Below are 18,224 nucleotides of genomic sequence, written 5' to 3' on the forward strand. Positions count from 1 at the left end.
AACATAAGAGGACTTACGCTGCAGGTGGCTGGCTACGATTTGGCAAATTTCTGCGAACAATAATGATTCGTAACAAGCTTTGCAAAGATTTGTTCGTTTTTGTGACGGACTTTCCTTCAGTTTTGTTGCGACAATGAAACACATATGACGAATATGTGTCGGTCCGGATGGAGCCGTTCATCGTGCCGGCAAGGCATGGCTGCCGTGCAGCCGTGGCGGCATGGCGGGCTTCAGCTACAGCGGTGATGAAGCACGATCGGCCGGAGAGGAAAACGCTGGGCGCATGAAGCGTCTGCGCAAGGTTGCTGCAACGGCGCCGGCCAGCGTGAGTCCGCTGGCGATCAGCCCGGGGCGCGCTAGCCCGGGGGCGCGTCAGCCCTGGCGCCGGATGTCCGCCAGCGTGGCGCAGCCGGTGAGCGCCATCGCGATCTCGAGCTCGTCGCGCAGCAGGCGTAGCACGTGGGCGACGCCGAGCGGGCCGGTGGCGGCGAAGGCGTGCAGCCAGGCGCGGCCGATCATGACGGCGTCGGCGCCGCGGGCGATCGCCTTGACGATGTCGGTGCCGCGGCGGATGCCGCCGTCGAGCAGCAGCGGTACCGCGCCGCCGACGCGGTCGGCGATGGCGGGCAGGGCGTCGATGGTGGCGGGCTGGGTGTCGAGCGTGCGGCCGCCGTGGTTGGAGACGACGATGCCGTCGATGCCGGCGGCGACGGCCAGTGCGGCATCGTCGGGGTGCATGACGCCTTTCAGGATCACCGGCAGGCGGGTGGCGGCGCGCAGGGCGTCGAGATCCTTCCAGGTGGGGGCGTGCGCCATCAGGCGGTCGAACACCTGGCTGGCGTCGGCCGGCAGCGGCGGTGTGGCGGGCTGCGGCATGCCGCGCAGGTTGGCGGCGTCGATGCCGGCGGGCAGATGGAAGCCGGCGCGGTGCTCGCGGTTGCGCGCGCCTGCGACCGGGGCGTCGACGGTGATGACCAGGGCAGAGTAGCCGGCGGCTTCGGCGCGTTCGATCAGGTGGCGGTTGAAGCCGGCGTCGGGCTGGACGTAGAGCTGGAACCACAGCGGGGCGGTGGCATGGCGGGCGATGTCTTCGAGCGTGCAGCTCGCCAGCGTGCTGACCACCATGCAGGCGTCGAGCGCGGCGGCGGCCTGCACGGTGCCGGTTTCGCCGGCCGGATGGGCGAGCTTCTGGTAGGCCACCGGCGCCAGCAGGATGGGGTGGGCGAGCTTGTGGCCGAGCAGTTCGAGCCGGGTGTGGCCGCCGCGCACATCGGCGAGCACCCGCCCGCGCAGCGGGATGCGGTCGAAGGCGGCGCGGTTGTCGCGCAGCGTGATCTCGTCGGCGGCGCCGCTGCCGATGTAGGCCCAGGCGTTGTCATCCACCCGGGCGCGGGCCTGGGCTTCGTAGTCGTCGACGGCGGCGATCTCTTGCGGAATGGCGCTCAGCTTGGGCAGCGGGGTGGACATCGGTGGGTTCAGCCTTCGGTCGTGTCGGTCGGGGAAAGCGGCACGATCCAGCCGCCGCCGAGCACTTTATACAGGTCCACCGCGGCGTTGAGGCGCGACAGGCGCTGCTGCACGATCGAATCCTGCACCGAGAAGAGGCTGCGCTGAGCGTCGAGCAGCGAGGAAAGGTCGTCGCTGCCCTCGCGGTAGCGCAGCTCCGAGAGCCGCAGCGCGCGTTCGTATTCGGTACGAATGGCGAGCTGGGAGGCTTCCTGCTGCTGGCTGCGTTCGGCGTTGGCGGCGGCGTCGTCGACTTCCTTCAGGGCGGTGAGCACCGCCTTGCGGTAGTTCTCCAGGACCTGGCGGCGTTGCGATTCGCTCGTCTCGACCGCGCCGCGCAGCCTGCCGCCGTCGAAGATCGACTGCAGCAGCGAGATCGCCAGGGTGCCGCTGGAGACCGGATTGGAGAGGTTCAACAGGCCGAACTCGCCGCTGGAAAGCCCGCCGCTGGCGCTCAGGCTGAGCTTGAGCGGGAACAGCGCGGCACGGGCGACGGTGATGTTGGCATCGGCCGCGGCGAGCTGCGCTTCGGCGGCCGCGAGGTCGGGGCGGCGCACCAGCAGTTCGGCCGGCACGAAGGGCGCGACGTGGGGAATCGCGAGCGGATCGAGGTTCCGCTCGGCGACGTCGAAGCCGACCGGCGTGGAGCCGACGAGGATCGCCAGCGCGCGCAGCAACTGGCGCTCGGTGACCTCCAGCGGCAGGATGGCGTCGCGCTGCGACAGCACGGTGCCGCGCTGGCGGCTGAGATCGAGCGCCGAGGCGGCGCCGTTGCGGTAGCGCGCCTCGACGATCTTGAACAGGCGTTCGGCGATGGCGAGGTTCTCGCGGGCGATGTCGAGCCGCGCACGTTGCGACAGGATCTGCGTGTAGGCATTGACGACGCCCGCGACCAGCGACAGCCGGGTGGCCTCGTAGTCGTAGCGGGTAGCGGCGAGGCTGTAGCGCGAGCCTTCGTAGCGCGCGATGTTGCTGCCCCAGACGTCGATCTCGTAGCTGATGCCCAGACTGGCCTGGGAGCCTCTGCTGTTGCTGGAGCCGTCGCTGTCGCGGCTGCCGGTGGTGCTGGTGTCGAGGCGCAGATCGACGGTCGGGAACAGCGAGGCGCGGGCGCTGCGGGCGGCGATCTCGGCCTGCAGCACCCGTTCGGTGGCGACGGCGAGATCGGGGCTGCCGGCGAGCGCACGTTCGACCAGGGCATCGAGCTCGGCCGAGCCGAACTGCCGCCACCATTCGGCATCGATCGAGCTGGCGGCAGCCTCGCTGGCGGCGGCTTCGTCCCAGGTGGCAGGGATGTCGAACGCGGCGCCGGGGTGGGCGATGGGCAGCGCGCAGCCGCCGATGGCGAGCGCGGCGGCGATGGCCAGCATGGTGGGCAGGGTGCGGAGAGGCGAAGCGGACATGGATGAACGGAAAGACGGGGAGGGGGTCACTCGGAGGCCAGCGCGACGACCGGATCCAGGCGGGCGGCCTTGCGTGCCGGCAGGTAGCCGAACACCAGGCCGGTGGCGAAGGCGCAGCCGAAGGCGAGCACGACCGGCAGCAAGGTGTATTTAACCTGGGTGCCGAAGAAGGCGATGATGGCCGCGGTGCCGAGCCCGGCGGCGACGCCGATGGCACCGCCGATGGCCGACACCACCAGCGCCTCGATCAGGAACTGCTGCAGGATGTTCTTCATGCGTGCGCCGGTCGCCATGCGGATGCCGATTTCGCGGGTGCGCTCGGTGACCGACACCAGCATGATGTTCATGACGCCGATGCCGCCCACCAGCAGCGAAATCGCCGCCACGGTGCCGAGCAGGATGGTGAGGGTGTTCTGCGTCGCCGACACGGTGTCGATGATCGAGGCCATGTTGCGAATCTGGAAGTCCTCCCGGCCGTGGCGATTGAGCAGCAGCGCGTGGACCTCGTCCTGGGTGTCGTCGATCCGGTCGACGTCGGCCACCGCCACGGTGACGTTGCGCAGGAAGCGCTGGCCGGTGATGCGCAGGCTGGCGGTGGTGTACGGCATGAAGATCACGTCGTCCTGGTCCTGGCCGAAGGCGGTGGCGCCCTTGCCGGTCATGGTGCCGATCACCTGGAAGGGGATGTTGTTGACCACCACGTACTGGCCGACGGGGTCGGCGCCGGCGAATAGCGCGTTGGCGACGGTCTGGCCGAGCACGGCGACGGTGGCGTAGCGGGACACGTCGTCGGCGCTGAAGAAGGTGCCGCTGGCGACCGCCCAGTTGCGCGCGATGATGTAGTCCTCCGACGTACCGTTGATCTGGGTGCGGTGGTCGTTGCCGCCGTAGCGCAGTGTGACGCTGCTCGACTGCTCGGGCACCGCGGCGCGGATGTTGGGCAGGTCGCGGATCGCGTCCACGTCCTCGGGTACCAGCGTGGCGGTGTTGTCGCGCCCGCGCTGGTTGGGTGCGCCGGGGCGGATGGTCAGCAGGTCGGTGCCCATGGCGCTGATCTGGTCGACCACTTTCTGCTTGGCGCCGTCGCCGATGGCGAGCATGGCGATCACCGAGGCGACGCCGATGACGATGCCGAGCAGGGTCAGGATGGTGCGGAACAGGTTGGCGCGCAGCGCACGCAGCGCGGTGCGGGTGGCTTCGACGATGTCGGTCAAGGATGAGCTGCGGTCCACCTGCGGGCTGAAGTCGGGCTCCGGGCCTTCGGGCAGGCGTGGGCCGGGATCGGCGACGACATGGCCGTCGCGGATCTCGATGACGCGCTGGGCCTGCTCCGCCACTTCGCGGGCGTGGGTGATCAGGATGATGGTGTGGCCGTCGGCGGACAGCTGCCGCAGCAGCTTCATGACGTCCTCGCCGCTCTTGCTGTCGAGCGCGCCGGTCGGTTCGTCGGCAAGGATGATGCGGCCGCCGTTCATCAGCGCGCGCGCGATCGAGACGCGCTGCTGCTGGCCGCCGGAGAGCTGGTTGGGGCGGTGGTGGCTGCGTTCGGCGAGGCCGAGCGCGTCGAGCAGCGCTTCGGCGCGGGTGTGGCGCTCGGCCGGCGGCATGCCGGAATAGATCGCCGGCACTTCGACGTTTTCGCGTGCGGTGGCGCCGCCGATGAGGTTGTAGCTCTGGAACACGAAGCCGAAGGCTTCGCGCCGCAGGCGGGCGAGTTCGTCGCGGTCGAAGCCGGAGACGTCCTGGCCCATGAAGCGGTAGGTGCCGCTGGTGGGGCGGTCGAGACAGCCGAGGATGTTCATCAGCGTCGATTTGCCCGAGCCGGAAGCACCCATGATGGCGACGAATTCGCCCGGATGGATGGCGAGATCGATGCCGTGCAGCACGCGCGTCTCGACTTCGCCATTGACGAAGGTCCGCGTGATGCCGGACAGCTCGATCAGCGGCTGGGCGGCCTTTGCCACCTGCGCAGCGGCGGGGGCGAAGCTCTCGCGTTTCACAGCCGCGGCCCCGGACCCATCATCGGCGGGCGGTTGGCGCCCGGCTGGCCGCCTGGCTGGCTGGCGCCAGCTGCGGCGACGCCGGCCACGACCCGATCGCCCTCTTCGAGGCCGGACAGTACTTGTGCGACCACGCGGTTGGAGACGCCGATGCTGATGCTGCGTTCTTCGATGCTGTTGTCGGCCTTGAGCACCCGCACCGTGGCCTGGCGCGCTGCGCCGGCGGCGGCCTGGACGCCTTCGCGCGGACCACGGCCGGTGCGCCGGAAGGCTTCGCCGGCGCCGCCGGCGTCGGCGCCCGCCTGGGCGCGCGGGCCGCGCCGTTCGCCACCTTGTCCGCCGGGGCGGCCTGCGTCGCTGCCGTCCCCACCTTCGGCGGCGGCTGTCCGCATGCGTGGTGCCGCGCGCTCGCCCTCGGCCGTGTCGGTGCCGGCGCCTTGCGGGCGCAGCGGGCGGACTTGGCTCAGTGCGCCCAGCGGCACCTGCAGCACGTCGCGCGCCTGGGCGACGATGAAATAGACCTGGGCGGTCATCTGCGTCATCAACTCGCCGTTGTCGTTGGGGACGTCGAACAGCGCGTTGTACAGCACGACGTTGTTGGTGACTGTGGGCGTGGGTTCGATCTTGGCGAGCTTGCCGTACCAGCGCTTGCCCTGGCCGCCCAGCGTGGTGAAGTAGGCGTCCATGCCGACGCGCAGCCTGCTGATGTCGGCTTCGGAAACCTGGGTCTGCACCGTCATGGTGGTGAGGTCGGCCACTTGCAGGATGGTCGGCGCCGACTGGTTGGTGTTCAGGGTCTGGCCCTGGCGGGCGGAGATGGAGACCACGGTACCGGCCATCGGCGACAGGATGTTGGAGTACTGCAGATTGGCCTCGTCGGCGCGCAGGCTGGATTCGTTCTGCTCGATCTGGGCACGCAGCGCTTCGAGCGAGGCTTCGGCCGATTTGGCGTTGGCTTCGGCGGTCTGCAGGCTTTCCTGGGTGGTGGCGTCCTCGGCCATCAGCGCTTTCTGGCGGCGAAGCTGGATGCGGGCCAGTGCGAGCTGCGCCTCGCGGTCCTTGAGCGTGGCGCGCAGGTTGCGCAACTGGGCGCGCGAGGCATCGACCTTCGACAGGTACACGGTGGAGTCGATCTCGCCGAGCAGCTCGCCCGCCTTCACCACCGAGCCGACTTCGACGTGGATCTTCTTCAACTGGCCGGAGACCTGGGCGCCGACATCGACGTAGTCGCGCGGCTGCAGCGTGCCGGTGGCGGTGACGACGTCCTCGATGTCACCGCGCTGCACGCTGGCGAACTGGAACGCAGCAGCGCCGTTGCTGCCGGACAGTTGCGACCAGGCCAGCCAGGTGCCGGCGCCGGCAAGGGCGAGCAGCAGCACGACAAGGCCGGTGCGCAGGGCGCGGTTCTTCTTCGGGCGGGAGGGTGAGGCGGTCATCGTTTGCGTCGTTCAGTGGTTCGGAATGGGGCGGGCGTGGCCCGGAATGCCGGTACTGCGTCCCGCGGCCAGGATTGGACGCCGCCAAGCATAGTGACTGGCCTGTGTCGGCGTGTATCGAATTGCAGCCCTTGCGTGACAAGCGACCGTTGCAAGTGAATGTTTCTTGATGCCGGTCAACAAACGGTCCGGAAGAGCTGGGTCTAATGGCCGTGGAAATTTAGACGTCGTCTAAAAACGGCGGCAGAGCACTTTCAAGCGCACAAGGAGAATCAACATGAGAATCAAGGCAATCGCGGCCGCTACCGCACTCGTCGTGGCCGGCTCCGCATGGGCTGCCACGGTCCGCGACGAGCCGATCCAGCCGATCGAGCCAGCCAAGGCCGTCAATCCGGCGATGGTCGAACTGGGCAAGAAGCTGTACTTCGATCCGCGCCTGTCGCGCTCGGGCTTCATCTCCTGTAATTCCTGCCACAACCTGTCGATGGGCGGCAGCGACAACCTCAAGACCTCGATCGGCGACAAGTGGCAGCAAGGTCCGATCAACTCGCCCACCGTGCTCAACTCCAGCCTGGCCGTGGCGCAGTTCTGGGACGGTCGTGCGGCCGACCTGAAGGAACAGGCGGGCGGCCCGATCGCCAACCCGGGCGAGATGGCCTTCACCCACGATCTGGCAATCGATACGCTGCGTTCGATTCCGGGCTATGTGTCCGAGTTCAAGTCGGTGTTCGGCTCCGCGGCGATCAACATCGACAAGATCACCCAGGCGATCGCGGCCTTCGAGGAAACGCTGGTGACGCCGAATTCGCCGTTCGACCAGTGGCTGAAGGGTGATGACAAGGCGCTGACCGACCGCGAACTGGCCGGCTACGGCCTGTTCAAGGAAAGCGGCTGCGTGGCCTGCCACAACGGCCCGGCGGTGGGCGGCACCTCGTTCCAGAAGATGGGCCTGTTCGAGCCGTACAAGACCAACAACCCGGCCGAAGGTCGTGCTGCGGTCACCGGCAAGGACGAAGACCGCATGAACTTCAAGGTGCCGACGCTGCGCAACGTGGAACTGACCTATCCCTACTTCCACGATGGCGAAGCCGCGACGCTGGAAGAGGCGGTCGACATCATGGGGCGCCTGCAACTGGGCCGCAAATACAGCGAGCAGGAAATCGCCGACATCGTCGCCTTCCTGAAGACGCTGACCGGTGACCAGCCGACCTTCGTGATGCCGCTGCTGCCGCCGTCGTCCAACGACACGCCGAAGCCGAACCCCTGGCAGTAAGGGGGGGCCGATGGTCCGGCCGTTCCGTGCTGACGGAATGGCCGGGGTTTTTGCAGGGATGGCGCCACGGCGCGTGGCGCCATCCCGACGACAAGATCGAGGTCCGGACGGGCCCAGAGAGACATGAACGTTCACACCACAGAAGATGCGATCGCCTGCCTGCGCAGCGTCGGCGTCCCGATCACCCAGCAGCGCATCGAGATTGCGCGCGTGTTGTTCGCGCGCCCCGTCCATCTGTCTGCCGACCAGGTGCTGGAGCGGGTGCGCGTCAACGCGCCCGAGACTTCGCGCGCCACGGTCTACAACACGCTGCGCCTGTTCCGCGAGAAGAACTTGGTACGCGAACTGATCATCGATCCGGACCGGGTGGTGTTCGATTCGAACACCGATCCGCATTACCACCTGTACGACGTCGATACCGGTGAAGTGCGCGACGTTGCCGCCGATGAACTGAAGGTCGTCGGCGTGCCGCGCCTGCCCGAGGGCGTCGAACTGGAGCATCTCGACGTGATCATCCGGGTGCGCAGCAAGCGCGGCTGAGTGTGCCGGTGCCGGACGTGCGTCGGGCCGCATCCTGCGGCCCGACTTTCCGTGCTGCCTTTATCTACCGCTCAGCCGCTCATTCGGCGGGTGCGCTTTCCGGCAGGGTGATGAAGCCCATCTTCTCGATGCCGGCCTCGCGCGCCTGCGACATGACTTCCGCCAGCTTCTGGTAGCGCGTCTCGCGGTCTGCCCGCAGGTGCAGCTCGGGCTGGGGCTTCTGCTCGGCTGCGGCCTGCAGGCGCAGCGGCAGCGCAACTTCGTCGAGCGGCTCGTTGTTCCAGAACAGCTGGCCTTCGCCGTTGATCGCCAGCGACACCGTTTCGGGCTTTTCCTCGTTGGGCTGGCTCGAAGCCTGGGGCAGGTCGATCTTGACCGAGTGCGTCAGCAGCGGCGCGGTGATCATGAACACGATCAGCAACACGAGCATGACGTCGATCAGCGGAACCATGTTGATTTCGCTTTGCAGGGGACGGCTGTCCCCGTTGTTGAAGCCGCCGAATGCCATTTACGCTGCTCCGTTGGCCGGCGCGGCGCCCGCCGCCGGAGCCGGCGAACGATCCTTGGCGGTTTGTGCCACGCTCACCGGGGAGATACGGGCGCCGGTGGAGAACCAGGCCTGCAGGTCGTGGGCGAAGGCGTCGAGTTCGGACAGTTCGACGCGGTTGGCGCGGGTGACGGCGTTGTAGGCCAGCACTGCCGGGATCGCGACGAAGAGGCCGAAGGCGGTCATGATCAGCGCTTCGCCGACCGGGCCGGCAACCTTGTCCAGCGTCGCCATGCCCGATGCGCTGATGTTGACCAGTGCGTGGTAGATGCCCCACACCGTGCCGAACAGGCCGACGAACGGAGCGGTGGAGCCGATCGAGGCCAGCACGGTCATGCCGGCTTCCAGTCCGGCGGTCGACAGTGCGATGGACTTGCGCAGGGCGCGGGTCAGGACTTCGTCGGCATCGAGATTGGCGTGCAGCGTGTTGCTGCTCGCATGGCGGCGGATATGCTGCGCCGCGGCCGCACCCTGCTGGGCGAGTGCTTCGAAGGACGAACCGGGTGCCTGCTCGCTGAGCCGCTTCAGGCCGGCGTCCAGGCTAGGCGCGCTCCAGAAAGCCTCGATTGCCCCCACCTGGCGGCGGGTGCGCAGCTGGCGCAGGCCGCGAACCAGGATCAGATACCAGCTCGCGATCGACATCAGCATCAGGATCACGGCGATGCCACGGATTACGAGGTCGGATTGCGCCCACAGATGAGCGATGCCGAAGGCTTGCGTTGCTTCCATTGTTTCAGTTTCCAGTGAGTTTGAAGACGATCGGCACCAGCACCCAGGCTTCGACCGGCGTGTCGCCACGCTTGGCGGGCACGAAGCGCCAGCGGCTCACGGCCTGCTCGGCGGCGCGGTCGAGACGCTCGGAGCCCGAACTGGTGCGCACTTCGATGCGGCTGGGCATGCCATCGACCGAGACCAGCACGCGCAGCATGACCTGGCCTTCCTCGCGCAGCCGGCGCGACAGCGGCGGGTAGGGGGGTTTCGGGTTGTTGAGATAATCGGCGTCGAAGCGCGCACCGGTGACCGGTCCGCCGCCTGTCGGAGGTCCGGGAGGCGCTGCGCTCGATGGGGGGGCGGAGCCGGTGTGCTGGGCGCAGCGTCGGCGACCGTCTCGGCCGGAGTGGGCTCGGGCTCGGGGGGGCTTCTTCCTGGGTCAGCGCCGTGGGGGATTCCGTCACCTTGGGCACCGGCTTGGGCTTGGGTTTCGGCTTGGGTTTGGGAATTTCCTTCGGCGGCGGCGGAGGTGGCGGCTTGACTTCGGGTTTCACCGGCTCGGGCGGAGGCGGCGTCTCGACCGGCGTGGGCGAGGTCTGTTCGATGGCCGGTTCGGCCGGGATCAGCGCGACGGCGATGCTGGTGATTTCAGGTGTCTCGACAGGGCGGTTCGCCAGATGGGCGATGCCGGCCATGCCGGCCAAGTGAGAGATGACGACCAGCGTTGCCACGCTGAAACGCTGGAAGCCGCTGCCGTACGAGACGTGCGGCGCAGCCAATGGAATCCCCTCCTGCATGTCAGCGGCTTCGTGTCGAAGTTTGAGCGGGTCGGGAGACGGGCTGGGCGGCAACGTGAGGGCTGGGGCTGCTGAGGTCATCGGTCGGGGAAAAAATGCGCCCCGCAGGGCGCATGCCATCAGGCAAATTTTTGTCGTTGGGTCAGGAGTCCTGCGGCTCCATCTGCGACTGCAGATAGTTTTGCAGGCCGACACTATCGACCAGACCAAGTTGGGTTTCGAGGTAGTCGATGTGTTCTTCGGTGTCGTCGAGGATGTGTTCGAACAGCTCGCGCGACACGTAGTCCTTACAGGACTCACAGTACTGGATGGCTTCGATCAGGTTGGCACGGCCGCCGAGTTCGAGCGTGAGGTCGCCCTGCAGGCATTCGGGCACGTTTTCGCCGATCAGCAGCTTGTCGAGGTTCTGCAGATTGGGCAGGCCTTCGAGGAAAAGCACGCGCTCGATGAGCATGTCGGCGTGCTTCATCTCCTCGATGGACTCGTCGTACTCGTGCTTTCCGAGCCGGTCGAAGCCCCAGTTCTTGTACATGCGGGCATGCAGGAAGTACTGGTTGATCGCGGTCAGTTCGATGGTGAGTTGTCGGTTGAGATACTGAATGACTTTCTTGTCGCCTTTCATACGGCCTCCAGGGCAAGCGGGAATATGGGCCGGGCGAACATGGGGGTGCTCGCTTCGGACGTACTGTTGTGTTCCGCCAGCGCCGAGCGCAGACAGTCGTGCGCACAACGCGCACAACGCCCGCACTCGGCCGTCACACCCAGATCCCGGCGCAGATGGCGCAGGGACGTGGCGCCCTCGCGCACTGCGGCGACGATGTGGCGTTCGGTGACGGCGTTACACACACAGACGTACATATTCTAGCCTCGCTGCTGGATTCCGCCTGAAGGATGGCGACTACTTGGTCAGGATCAGCTTTCCGGAACGCGTTGCACGCAATACGTAATGCACCCCCAGATGGACGATGGTCACCGCGTTCCGTCCGGCGAGCAGTACATCGGTCGACAGGGGCGAGCCGGCGGGAAGCGCCCAGGCTGCGGGAGGCGCTGTGTCGCCGGACTGCAACCGATCGGCTTGTGCCGTATGCTGCTCCTGTCGGGAATGCATTTCGTGCTTGCACCAATAATAACGATTCGCATTACATCACGCATTGTCGGAAAGAGTCAATGGTGTCGGTGAAGGCGGTATCGGCGGATCGGCAGAAGCACGAATTGCAGTGCTGCACGAAGCTGCGACGGGGATGATTTCGAGAGATGCCGTGCAGATGGGCGGAGCTCGCCGGATGCGCCGGCGAGGTTGTGCTTGGCGCGGCGGCGGGCGCCGCGCAACCGGGCTATACGTTGGTGCCGCTGACCGTGCTGGCGACGACGGCCTCGGTCAGTTCCGGCGCGCACAGCTCGATGAAGCGGTAGGCGAAGCCGCGCAGGTAGTGGCCGCGGCGGACCGCGATGCGGGTGATGTTCTCGGCGAACAGCCCGTCGCTGCCGAGCTTGCGCAGCCCGGGGTCGCGTTCCGGGCTGAAGGCCATCGAAGCCAGGATGCCGACGCCCAGCCCGAGTTCGACGTAGGTCTTGATCACGTCGGCGTCGAGCGCGGACATCACCACTTCGGGCTTCAGCCCGGCGCCGGCGAAGGTCTTGTCGATGCGGGTGCGGCCGGTGAAGCCTTCGTGATAGGTGATGACCGGGTATTCGGCGATCGCCTCCAGCGTCAGCGGCCGCACGGCTTCGAGCGGATGGCCCGCCGGCACCACCACCGCGTGCTGCCAGCCGTAATACGGGAAGGTGGCGAGCTCGGGCACTTCGGCGAGCGCTTCGGTGGCGACGCCGACGTCGGCTTCGCCGTCGAGCAGCATCTGCACGATCTCGTCCGGGCTGCCCTGGTGCAGCCGCAGATGGACCTTGGGAAAAGCCTGCTTGAAGGCGGCGACGATCTTCGGCAGCGCGTAGCGCGCCTGGGTATGGGTGGTGGCAACCGTCAACTGGCCTTCATCGACATTGCTGTACTGCTCGGCCAGGCGCTTGATGTTGGCGGCGTCGAGCAGCATGCGCTCGACCACCACCACCAGTTCCTTGCCCGGCGCGGTGAGGCCGAGCAGGCGCTTGCCCTTGCGGGTGAACAGCTCGACGCCGAGCTCGTCCTCCAGGTCCTTGATGTGCTTCGATACGCCCGACTGCGAGGTGAACAGCGCATTCGCCACCTCGGTCAGGTTGAAACCACGCCTCACCGTCTCGCGGATGATGCGCAACTGCTGGAAGTTCATTTCCGGGCTCCCGCCGCCGTGGCATTCGCCGCATGCCGTTGTTCGAAGATGCTGAGGCGGGAGGGTAGCAGGCGGACGGCCTGTCCTTCTTCCAGCGCGAGCTCGGCGGCGCGCTCGCGGGTGAGCTCGACCTCGAAATGCTGGCCGGTGGCGCCGTTCAGGCCGTCGAGTTCGACGCGCGCGGTGACGCCGAAGGACAGCACGCGGCTGACCCGGGCGGGGATGCCCTGGTTCGCCTCGGCACCGACGGCGATGTCCAGCTCGTGCGGGCGGGCGAAGGCGATCACTTCCGCGCCCTGGCCGAAATCGTCCGCGGCATGGAGCAGGTGGTCGTCGCCGACGCGCAGGCCTTCCCCTTCGACGCGGCCGTGGAAGAAGTTGACCGCACCGAGGAAGCCGTAGACGAAGGGCGTGGCCGGGTGGCGATAGACCTCTTCCGGGGTGCCGATCTGTTCGACGTTGCCGTGGTTCATCAGCACCACGCGGTCGGCGACTTCCAGCGCCTCTTCCTGGTCGTGGGTGACGAAGATCGAGGTGATGTGCAGGTCGTCGTGCAGCTTGCGCAGCCAGCGTCGCAGTTCCTTGCGCACCTTGGCGTCGAGCGCGCCGAAAGGCTCGTCGAGCAGCAGCACGCGCGGCTCGACCGCCAGCGCGCGCGCCAGCGCGATGCGCTGGCGCTGGCCGCCGGACAGCTGCGACGGGAAGCGGTCGGCCAGCCAGTCGAGCTGCACCAGGTTCAGCAGTTCGTGCACCTTCTCGGCGATCTGCTTCTCGGACGGGCGCTCGCGGCGCGGCTTCATGCGGATGCCGAAGGCGACGTTGTCGAACACCGTCATGTGGCGGAACAGCGCGTAGTGCTGGAACACGAAGCCGACCTGGCGGTCGCGCACGTGGGTGTCCGAGGCGTCCTCGCCTTCGAGCAGCACCTGGCCGCCGTCGGCCTGTTCGAGGCCGGCGATGATGCGCAGCAGCGTGGTCTTGCCGCAGCCCGAGGGGCCGAGCAGGGCGACCAGTTCGCCGGTCGGGAAGTCGAGCGAGATGTCGTCCAGCGCGGTGAAGGCGCCGAACTGCTTGCGGATGTTGCGTACCTGGATGCTCATGATGCGTCGTCCTGTGAATTGCGCCAGGCTGCGGCGGCGCGGTGTTCGACCCAGGTCTTGATGCCCAGGGTCACCAGCGCCAGCAGGGCCAGCAGCGAGGCCACCGCAAAGGCGGCGGCGAACTGGTATTCGTTGTAGAGAATCTCGACGTGCAGCGGCAGGGTGTTGGTCTCGCCGCGGATGTGGCCGGAGACCACCGACACGGCGCCGAACTCGCCCATCGCCCGCGCGTTGGTCAGGATCACGCCGTACAGCAGGCCCCACTTGATGTTGGGCAGGGTCACGTGCCAGAAGGTCTGCAGGCCGTTGGCGCCGAGCACGATCGCCGCCTCTTCTTCTTCCTTGCCTTGTGCCTGCATCAGCGGAATCAGCTCGCGGGCGATGAAGGGGAAGGTGACGAACACGGTGGCGAGCACGATGCCCGGCACGGCGAAGATGATCTTGATGTCGTGCTCCGACAGCCACGGCCCGAACCAGCCCTGGGCGCCGAACACCAGCACGTAGATCAGGCCGGCGATGACCGGCGACACCGAGAACGGCAGGTCGATCAGCGTGATCAGGAAGTGCTTGCCGCGGAACTCGAACTTGGCGATCGCCCAGGCCGCGCAGACGCCGAACACCAGGTTCAGCGGCAGCGCGATGGCGGCCGCGAGCAGGGTCAGGCGCAGGGCCGACAGCGCGTCCGGGTCGACCAGCGCGGTGGCATAGGTTTCCCAGCCCTTGCGCAGCGCCTCGACGAACACCGCGATCAGCGGCATCAGCAGGAACACGGCGAAGAAGCTGAGCGCCGTGCCCAGGATCAGCCACTTCACCAGCGGCGTCTCGCGCGTGGCGGCGCGGCTCTCGAAGCGGGCGGCCTGGTCGCCGCCCAGGTGCATCGTGGTGGCGGCGGCCATCAGCGGTCCCTCCCGGTACGTTTCGCCGTCCATGCCTGCAGGCCGTTGATGATAAGCAGCAGGATGAAGGACAGGATCAGCATCACGGTGGCGATGGCCGTGGCGCCGGTGTAGTCGTATTGCTCCAGCTTGGTGATGATCATCAGCGGGGTGATCTCGGACACCATCGGGATGTTGCCGGCGATGAAGATCACCGAGCCGTATTCACCCACCGCGCGGGCGAAGGCGAGGGCGAAGCCGGTCATCAGCGCCGGCAGCAGGATCGGCAGGATGACGTGGCGGAAGGTCTGCCAGCGCCGTGCGCCGAGGCTGGTGGCGGCTTCTTCCAGTTCGGTGTCGAGGTCTTCGAGGATCGGCTGCACCGTGCGCACGACGAAAGGCAGGCCGATGAACACCAGCGCCACCAGCACGCCGAGCGGCGTGAACGCGACCTTGATGCCGAACACGTCGAGGTACTGGCCGAGCCAGCCGTTCTTGGCGTACAGCGCGGTCAGCGAGATGCCGGCCACCGCGGTGGGCAGGGCGAAGGGCAGGTCCACCAGGGCGTCGATCAGCTTCTTGCCGGGAAAGCTGTAGCGCACCAGCGCCCAGGCCAGCATCAGCCCGAACACCGCGTTGATCGCGGCGGCGAGCAGCGACATGCCGAAGGACAGCTTGTACGAGGCGACGACGCGCGGCGCGGTGACGACGTTCCAGAATTCGCCGAAGCTCAGCTCTGCGGTCTTCAGGAACACCGCGGCGAGCGGGATCAGCACGATCAGCGACAGGTAGCCGAGGGTATAGCCGAGCGTCAGGTTGAAGCCCGGCAGCACGCGGAAAGTCTTGGCGGCCGACATCAGCGTACCGCCGCAGGCGTGTGGGGACTTCGGCCGGCGCCGGGGGCAGGCTCAGCAGCCAGGCCGTCCGTCAGGCCGATAGCGGGCGGGAAGGAAGGGGAAAGCGCTGCGACTGGCCTGTCGGGCAGCGCCGGCAGGCCAGGGGAAGAAGCCGGGAACGGCATGATGATGACTCCAGCAAGTAATGGCTGGGGAGTTCACAAGTGCCGTAATCGGGCAAAAAATAATAAAAACCGAATTCGATATGAAGATTTGTGCTTTAGGAAAGCACGGCCCCCGCGGACGAAGGCCACGCCATCGCAAGCATCAGAAGGCCGGCACGACCGCGCCCTGGTACTTGTCGGCGATGAACTGCCGGACTTCGGGCGAGGTCAGCGCCGCCGCCAGCTTCTTCATCGCCGGGCTGTCGGCATTGTCCTCGCGGCCCACCAGCAGGTTGGCGTAGGGCGAGCTGGCGTCCTCGATGAACAGCGAGTCGGTGATCGGGTTCAGTTTGGCCTGGATCGCGTAGTTGGTGTTGATCAGCGCCAGGTCGACCTGATTCAGGATGCGCGGCAGCGTGGCGGCTTCCAGCTCGCGGAACTTGAGCTTCTTCGGGTTGGCGGTGATGTCGCGCGTGGTGGCGACGACGTTGCCCGGATCCTTCAGCGTGATCACGCCCTGCCTGGCCAGCAGCAGCAGGGCGCGGCCGGAATTGGAGGGGTCGTTCGGCAGCGCGACGGTGCCGCCTTCGGGCAGATCGGCGAGCGTCTTGTGCTTGGTCGAGTAGCCGGCGAAGGGCTCGACGTGGATCTTGGCGACGACGACCTGGATGTCGTTCTTCTGCTTCTTCTTGAACTCGTCGAGGTAGGGGCCGTGCAGGAAGAAGTTGCCGTCCACCCGCTTCTCGTTGGTCTGCATCGACGGCTGCACGTAGTCGGTGAAGACCTTGACTTCGAGGTCCACGCCTTCCCTGGCCAGCATCGGCTTGACGAACTCGAGCAGCTCGGCGTGCGGCACCGGCGTGGCTGCGATGACCAGCTTGTCCGCGGCGTGGGCGGAGGCGGTGAAGGCGAGCGCGCCGACGGCGGCGCACAGCAGTTTGCGAAGGGTGAAGGACATGTGGGGCTCCGGGGTTGAAAGGTCCAGTCTGTTACTTGCGGCTGAAATGCAGCACGAGGCGGTCGCCGGCGTACTGGATGAGCTGCACCAGCACCACCAGCAGGGCGACGGTGATCACCATCACTTCGGTCTGGAAGCGCTGGTAGCCGAAGCGGATGGCGAGATCGCCGAGGCCGCCGCCGCCGATCACGCCGGACATCGCCGCGTAGGATATCAGGGTGATCGCGGTCACCGTGGTGGCGGCGAGCAGGCCGGGCAGGGCTTCGGGCAGCAAGGCGCCGAAGATGATGCGGTGGGTGCGGATGCCCATCGCCTGGCAGGCCTCGATGACGCCGCGGTCGACTTCGCGCAGCACGTTTTCCACCAGGCGGGCGAAGAAGGGTGAGGTGGCCACCACCAGCGGCGGAATCGCGCCTTCGACGCCGAGCGAAGTGCCGATCAGGATCACCGTCACCGGGATCATGACGATCAGCAGGATCAGGAAGGGCACCGAGCGCAGTACGTTGGCGACGAAGGACAGCACCCGGTACAGCGCGCGCTGTTCCAGCAACTGCCCCTGCGCGGTGACGAACAGCAGGATGCCGAGCGGCAGGCCGATCAGCACGGTGAAGAACAGCGACACGCCGGTCATCACCAGGGTTTCCCAGGTGGCAAGGGCGATGTCGCCCCATTCGATCATCGACAGGTCGATCATTGCAGCACCTCGTGATGGATGTGGTGCCGGTCCAGTTCGGCGAACACCCGGCGGACGTCCTCGTCGCTGCCTTCGAGCTCGAGTAGCAGCTGGCCGAAAGGCAGGTCCTTGATGCTCGACACTTCGCCCTGCAGGATCGTGAAGCGCACCGCGCTGGCCGCCATGATGTCGCTCAGGACGGGCTGGTAGGTGATGTCGCCGACGTAGGTCAGGCGCACCAGGGTGCCGCGCAGCTTGTCCTGGGCGAAGGCGTGGGTCGGGTCGAGCATCGCCGCGGTCAGCGGATCGTCCTGCGCCACCATGCTGCGGGTGACCGGATGCCGCGGGTGCAGGAAGACGTCCGCGACCTTGCCGCTTTCGACGATGCGGCCGCCGTCGATGACCGCGACGCGGTCGCACAGCGTGCGGATGACCTGCATCTCGTGGGTGATCAGCACGATCGTGAGGCCGAGCCGGCGGTTGATGTCGAGCAGCAGGCGCAGGATGGACTGGGTGGTCTCGGGGTCGAGCGCCGAGGTCGCTTCGTCGCACAGCAGCAGTTGCGGCCGGCTGGCCAGCGCCCGCGCGATGCCGACGCGCTGCTTCTGGCCGCCGGACAGCTGTGCCGGATACTTGTTGGCGTGCTCGCCGAGTCCGACCAGGGCCAGCAGTTCGGCCACGCGTTCGGCGCGCTGGGCGGCGGTCAGGCTGCTGGTGCAGCGTAGCGGCCAGTCGATGTTGGCCGCCACGGTCTTGGCGTTGAGCAGGTTGAAGTGCTGGAAGATCATGCCGATGCGCTGGCGCAGCGCATGCAGGCGCTGGCGGTCGAAGCCGGTGATGTCCTCGCCGTCGATCAGCACCCGGCCCGAGCTCGGCCGTTCGAGCAGGTTCAGGCTGCGCAGCAGCGTGCTCTTGCCGGCGCCGGAGCGGCCGATGATGCCGAAGATTTCGCCCTTGGCTATTTCGAGGTCGACGCCGTCCAGCGCGCTGACCTCCCGCCCCTTGACGAGATAGGTCTTGCCGAGTCCTTCGATTCTGATCACGGAAATGGCTGCCGCGGCGGAGCCGGGCGCAAAAACGCGGAGTGTATCAACCTCGCCGCGGTGGCACCATTGTGCTGCGGCGGGTGATCGCGTTCCCC

20 protein-coding genes are annotated in these 18,224 nt (G+C 67.1%); 3 read left to right on the forward strand and 17 right to left on the reverse strand.

Going from position 1 to position 18,224, the window contains the following annotated elements; translation table 11 throughout:
• Window positions 1-372: 372 nt before the first annotated feature.
• The 4 genes from AAFL97_RS01780 to AAFL97_RS01795 are packed head-to-tail and all read right to left on the reverse strand — an operon-like array spanning window position 373 to window position 6,345.
• A complete protein-coding gene (locus tag AAFL97_RS01780) occupies window positions 373-1,467 on the reverse strand; it encodes an alpha-hydroxy acid oxidase (RefSeq protein WP_341643484.1) in 1,095 nt (364 codons plus the stop codon).
• Window positions 1,468-1,475: 8 nt separating this feature from the next.
• Complete coding sequence (locus AAFL97_RS01785) at window positions 1,476-2,909, reverse strand: efflux transporter outer membrane subunit (protein WP_341643485.1); 1,434 nt, start codon at window positions 2,907-2,909, stop codon at window positions 1,476-1,478.
• Between the two features lie 26 nt (window positions 2,910-2,935).
• Window positions 2,936-4,909, reverse strand: a complete 1,974-nt coding sequence (locus AAFL97_RS01790; protein ID WP_341643486.1) for a MacB family efflux pump subunit — start codon at window positions 4,907-4,909, stop codon at window positions 2,936-2,938.
• Window positions 4,906-6,345 (reverse strand): efflux RND transporter periplasmic adaptor subunit, encoded by a 1,440-nt coding sequence (locus tag AAFL97_RS01795; RefSeq protein ID WP_341643487.1) that lies wholly within the window; start codon window positions 6,343-6,345, stop codon window positions 4,906-4,908. The genes AAFL97_RS01790 and AAFL97_RS01795 overlap by 4 nt, the downstream gene beginning before the upstream one ends.
• Before the next feature lie 277 nt (window positions 6,346-6,622).
• On the opposite strand from AAFL97_RS01795, the gene AAFL97_RS01800 reads away from it, so the two are divergent.
• Window positions 6,623-7,618, forward strand: coding sequence for a cytochrome-c peroxidase (locus tag AAFL97_RS01800; protein ID WP_341643488.1), 996 nt, complete (start codon window positions 6,623-6,625; stop codon window positions 7,616-7,618).
• Between the two features lie 123 nt (window positions 7,619-7,741).
• Entirely contained in the window at window positions 7,742-8,158 is a 417-nt protein-coding gene (locus AAFL97_RS01805) for a Fur family transcriptional regulator (RefSeq protein WP_341643489.1), read from the forward strand.
• 79 nt (window positions 8,159-8,237) lie between these two features.
• Here AAFL97_RS01805 and AAFL97_RS01810 read toward each other — a convergent pair whose 3' ends face one another.
• Genes AAFL97_RS01810 through AAFL97_RS01820 form a run of 3 tightly spaced genes read right to left on the reverse strand, consistent with a single transcriptional unit; the run spans window position 8,238 to window position 9,633 of the window.
• Window positions 8,238-8,666 (reverse strand): ExbD/TolR family protein, encoded by a 429-nt coding sequence (locus AAFL97_RS01810; protein ID WP_341643490.1) that lies wholly within the window; start codon window positions 8,664-8,666, stop codon window positions 8,238-8,240.
• Window positions 8,667-9,434 carry a MotA/TolQ/ExbB proton channel family protein gene (locus AAFL97_RS01815; protein ID WP_341643491.1) on the reverse strand — a complete coding sequence of 256 codons (768 nt, stop codon included), beginning with the start codon at window positions 9,432-9,434 and terminating at the stop codon, window positions 8,667-8,669. It lies immediately after the preceding gene.
• A 4-nt stretch (window positions 9,435-9,438) separates the two neighbouring features.
• The gene (locus AAFL97_RS01820; RefSeq protein WP_341643492.1) at window positions 9,439-9,633 is read right to left on the reverse strand and encodes an energy transducer TonB; all 195 of its coding nucleotides are present in this window, start codon (window positions 9,631-9,633) and stop codon (window positions 9,439-9,441) included.
• Window positions 9,634-9,953: 320 nt separating this feature from the next.
• Between AAFL97_RS01820 and AAFL97_RS01825 the strand changes: the two genes are divergently transcribed.
• Window positions 9,954-10,124 carry a hypothetical protein gene (locus AAFL97_RS01825; RefSeq protein ID WP_341643493.1) on the forward strand — a complete coding sequence of 57 codons (171 nt, stop codon included), beginning with the start codon at window positions 9,954-9,956 and terminating at the stop codon, window positions 10,122-10,124.
• Between the two features lie 231 nt (window positions 10,125-10,355).
• Here AAFL97_RS01825 and bfr read toward each other — a convergent pair whose 3' ends face one another.
• The 10 genes from bfr to AAFL97_RS01875 form a co-directional block, all read right to left on the reverse strand.
• Window positions 10,356-10,835 (reverse strand): bacterioferritin, encoded by a 480-nt coding sequence (bfr, locus tag AAFL97_RS01830; protein WP_341643494.1) that lies wholly within the window; start codon window positions 10,833-10,835, stop codon window positions 10,356-10,358.
• Window positions 10,832-11,071, reverse strand: coding sequence for a (2Fe-2S)-binding protein (locus AAFL97_RS01835; protein ID WP_341643495.1), 240 nt, complete (start codon window positions 11,069-11,071; stop codon window positions 10,832-10,834). Before AAFL97_RS01835 ends, bfr begins: the two co-directional genes overlap by 4 nt.
• 40 nt (window positions 11,072-11,111) lie before the next feature.
• Complete coding sequence (hemP, locus tag AAFL97_RS01840; protein WP_341643496.1) at window positions 11,112-11,321, reverse strand: hemin uptake protein HemP; 210 nt, start codon at window positions 11,319-11,321, stop codon at window positions 11,112-11,114.
• 226 nt (window positions 11,322-11,547) lie between these two features.
• Window positions 11,548-12,477 (reverse strand): CysB family HTH-type transcriptional regulator, encoded by a 930-nt coding sequence (locus AAFL97_RS01845; protein ID WP_341643497.1) that lies wholly within the window; start codon window positions 12,475-12,477, stop codon window positions 11,548-11,550.
• A complete protein-coding gene (locus tag AAFL97_RS01850; RefSeq protein WP_341643498.1) occupies window positions 12,474-13,577 on the reverse strand; it encodes a sulfate/molybdate ABC transporter ATP-binding protein in 1,104 nt (367 codons plus the stop codon). The genes AAFL97_RS01845 and AAFL97_RS01850 overlap by 4 nt, the downstream gene beginning before the upstream one ends.
• Window positions 13,574-14,473, reverse strand: a complete 900-nt coding sequence (cysW, locus tag AAFL97_RS01855; protein WP_263460742.1) for a sulfate ABC transporter permease subunit CysW — start codon at window positions 14,471-14,473, stop codon at window positions 13,574-13,576. The genes AAFL97_RS01850 and cysW overlap by 4 nt, the downstream gene beginning before the upstream one ends.
• On the reverse strand, window positions 14,473-15,309 hold the full coding sequence (gene cysT / locus AAFL97_RS01860) for a sulfate ABC transporter permease subunit CysT (protein ID WP_341643499.1): 837 nt from the start codon (window positions 15,307-15,309) through the stop codon (window positions 14,473-14,475). Before cysT ends, cysW begins: the two co-directional genes overlap by 1 nt.
• A gap of 306 nt (window positions 15,310-15,615) precedes the next feature.
• The gene (locus AAFL97_RS01865; protein ID WP_341643500.1) at window positions 15,616-16,410 is read right to left on the reverse strand and encodes a MetQ/NlpA family ABC transporter substrate-binding protein; all 795 of its coding nucleotides are present in this window, start codon (window positions 16,408-16,410) and stop codon (window positions 15,616-15,618) included.
• Between the two features lie 31 nt (window positions 16,411-16,441).
• Complete coding sequence (locus tag AAFL97_RS01870; RefSeq protein WP_445954522.1) at window positions 16,442-17,101, reverse strand: methionine ABC transporter permease; 660 nt, start codon at window positions 17,099-17,101, stop codon at window positions 16,442-16,444.
• Window positions 17,101-18,126, reverse strand: coding sequence for a methionine ABC transporter ATP-binding protein (locus tag AAFL97_RS01875; RefSeq protein WP_341643502.1), 1,026 nt, complete (start codon window positions 18,124-18,126; stop codon window positions 17,101-17,103). Before AAFL97_RS01875 ends, AAFL97_RS01870 begins: the two co-directional genes overlap by 1 nt.
• Between the last annotated feature and the right edge of the window lie 98 nt (window positions 18,127-18,224).

The organism is Thauera sp. SDU_THAU2, from assembly GCF_038260575.1.
Classification (GTDB): Bacteria; Pseudomonadota; Gammaproteobacteria; order Burkholderiales; family Rhodocyclaceae; genus Thauera.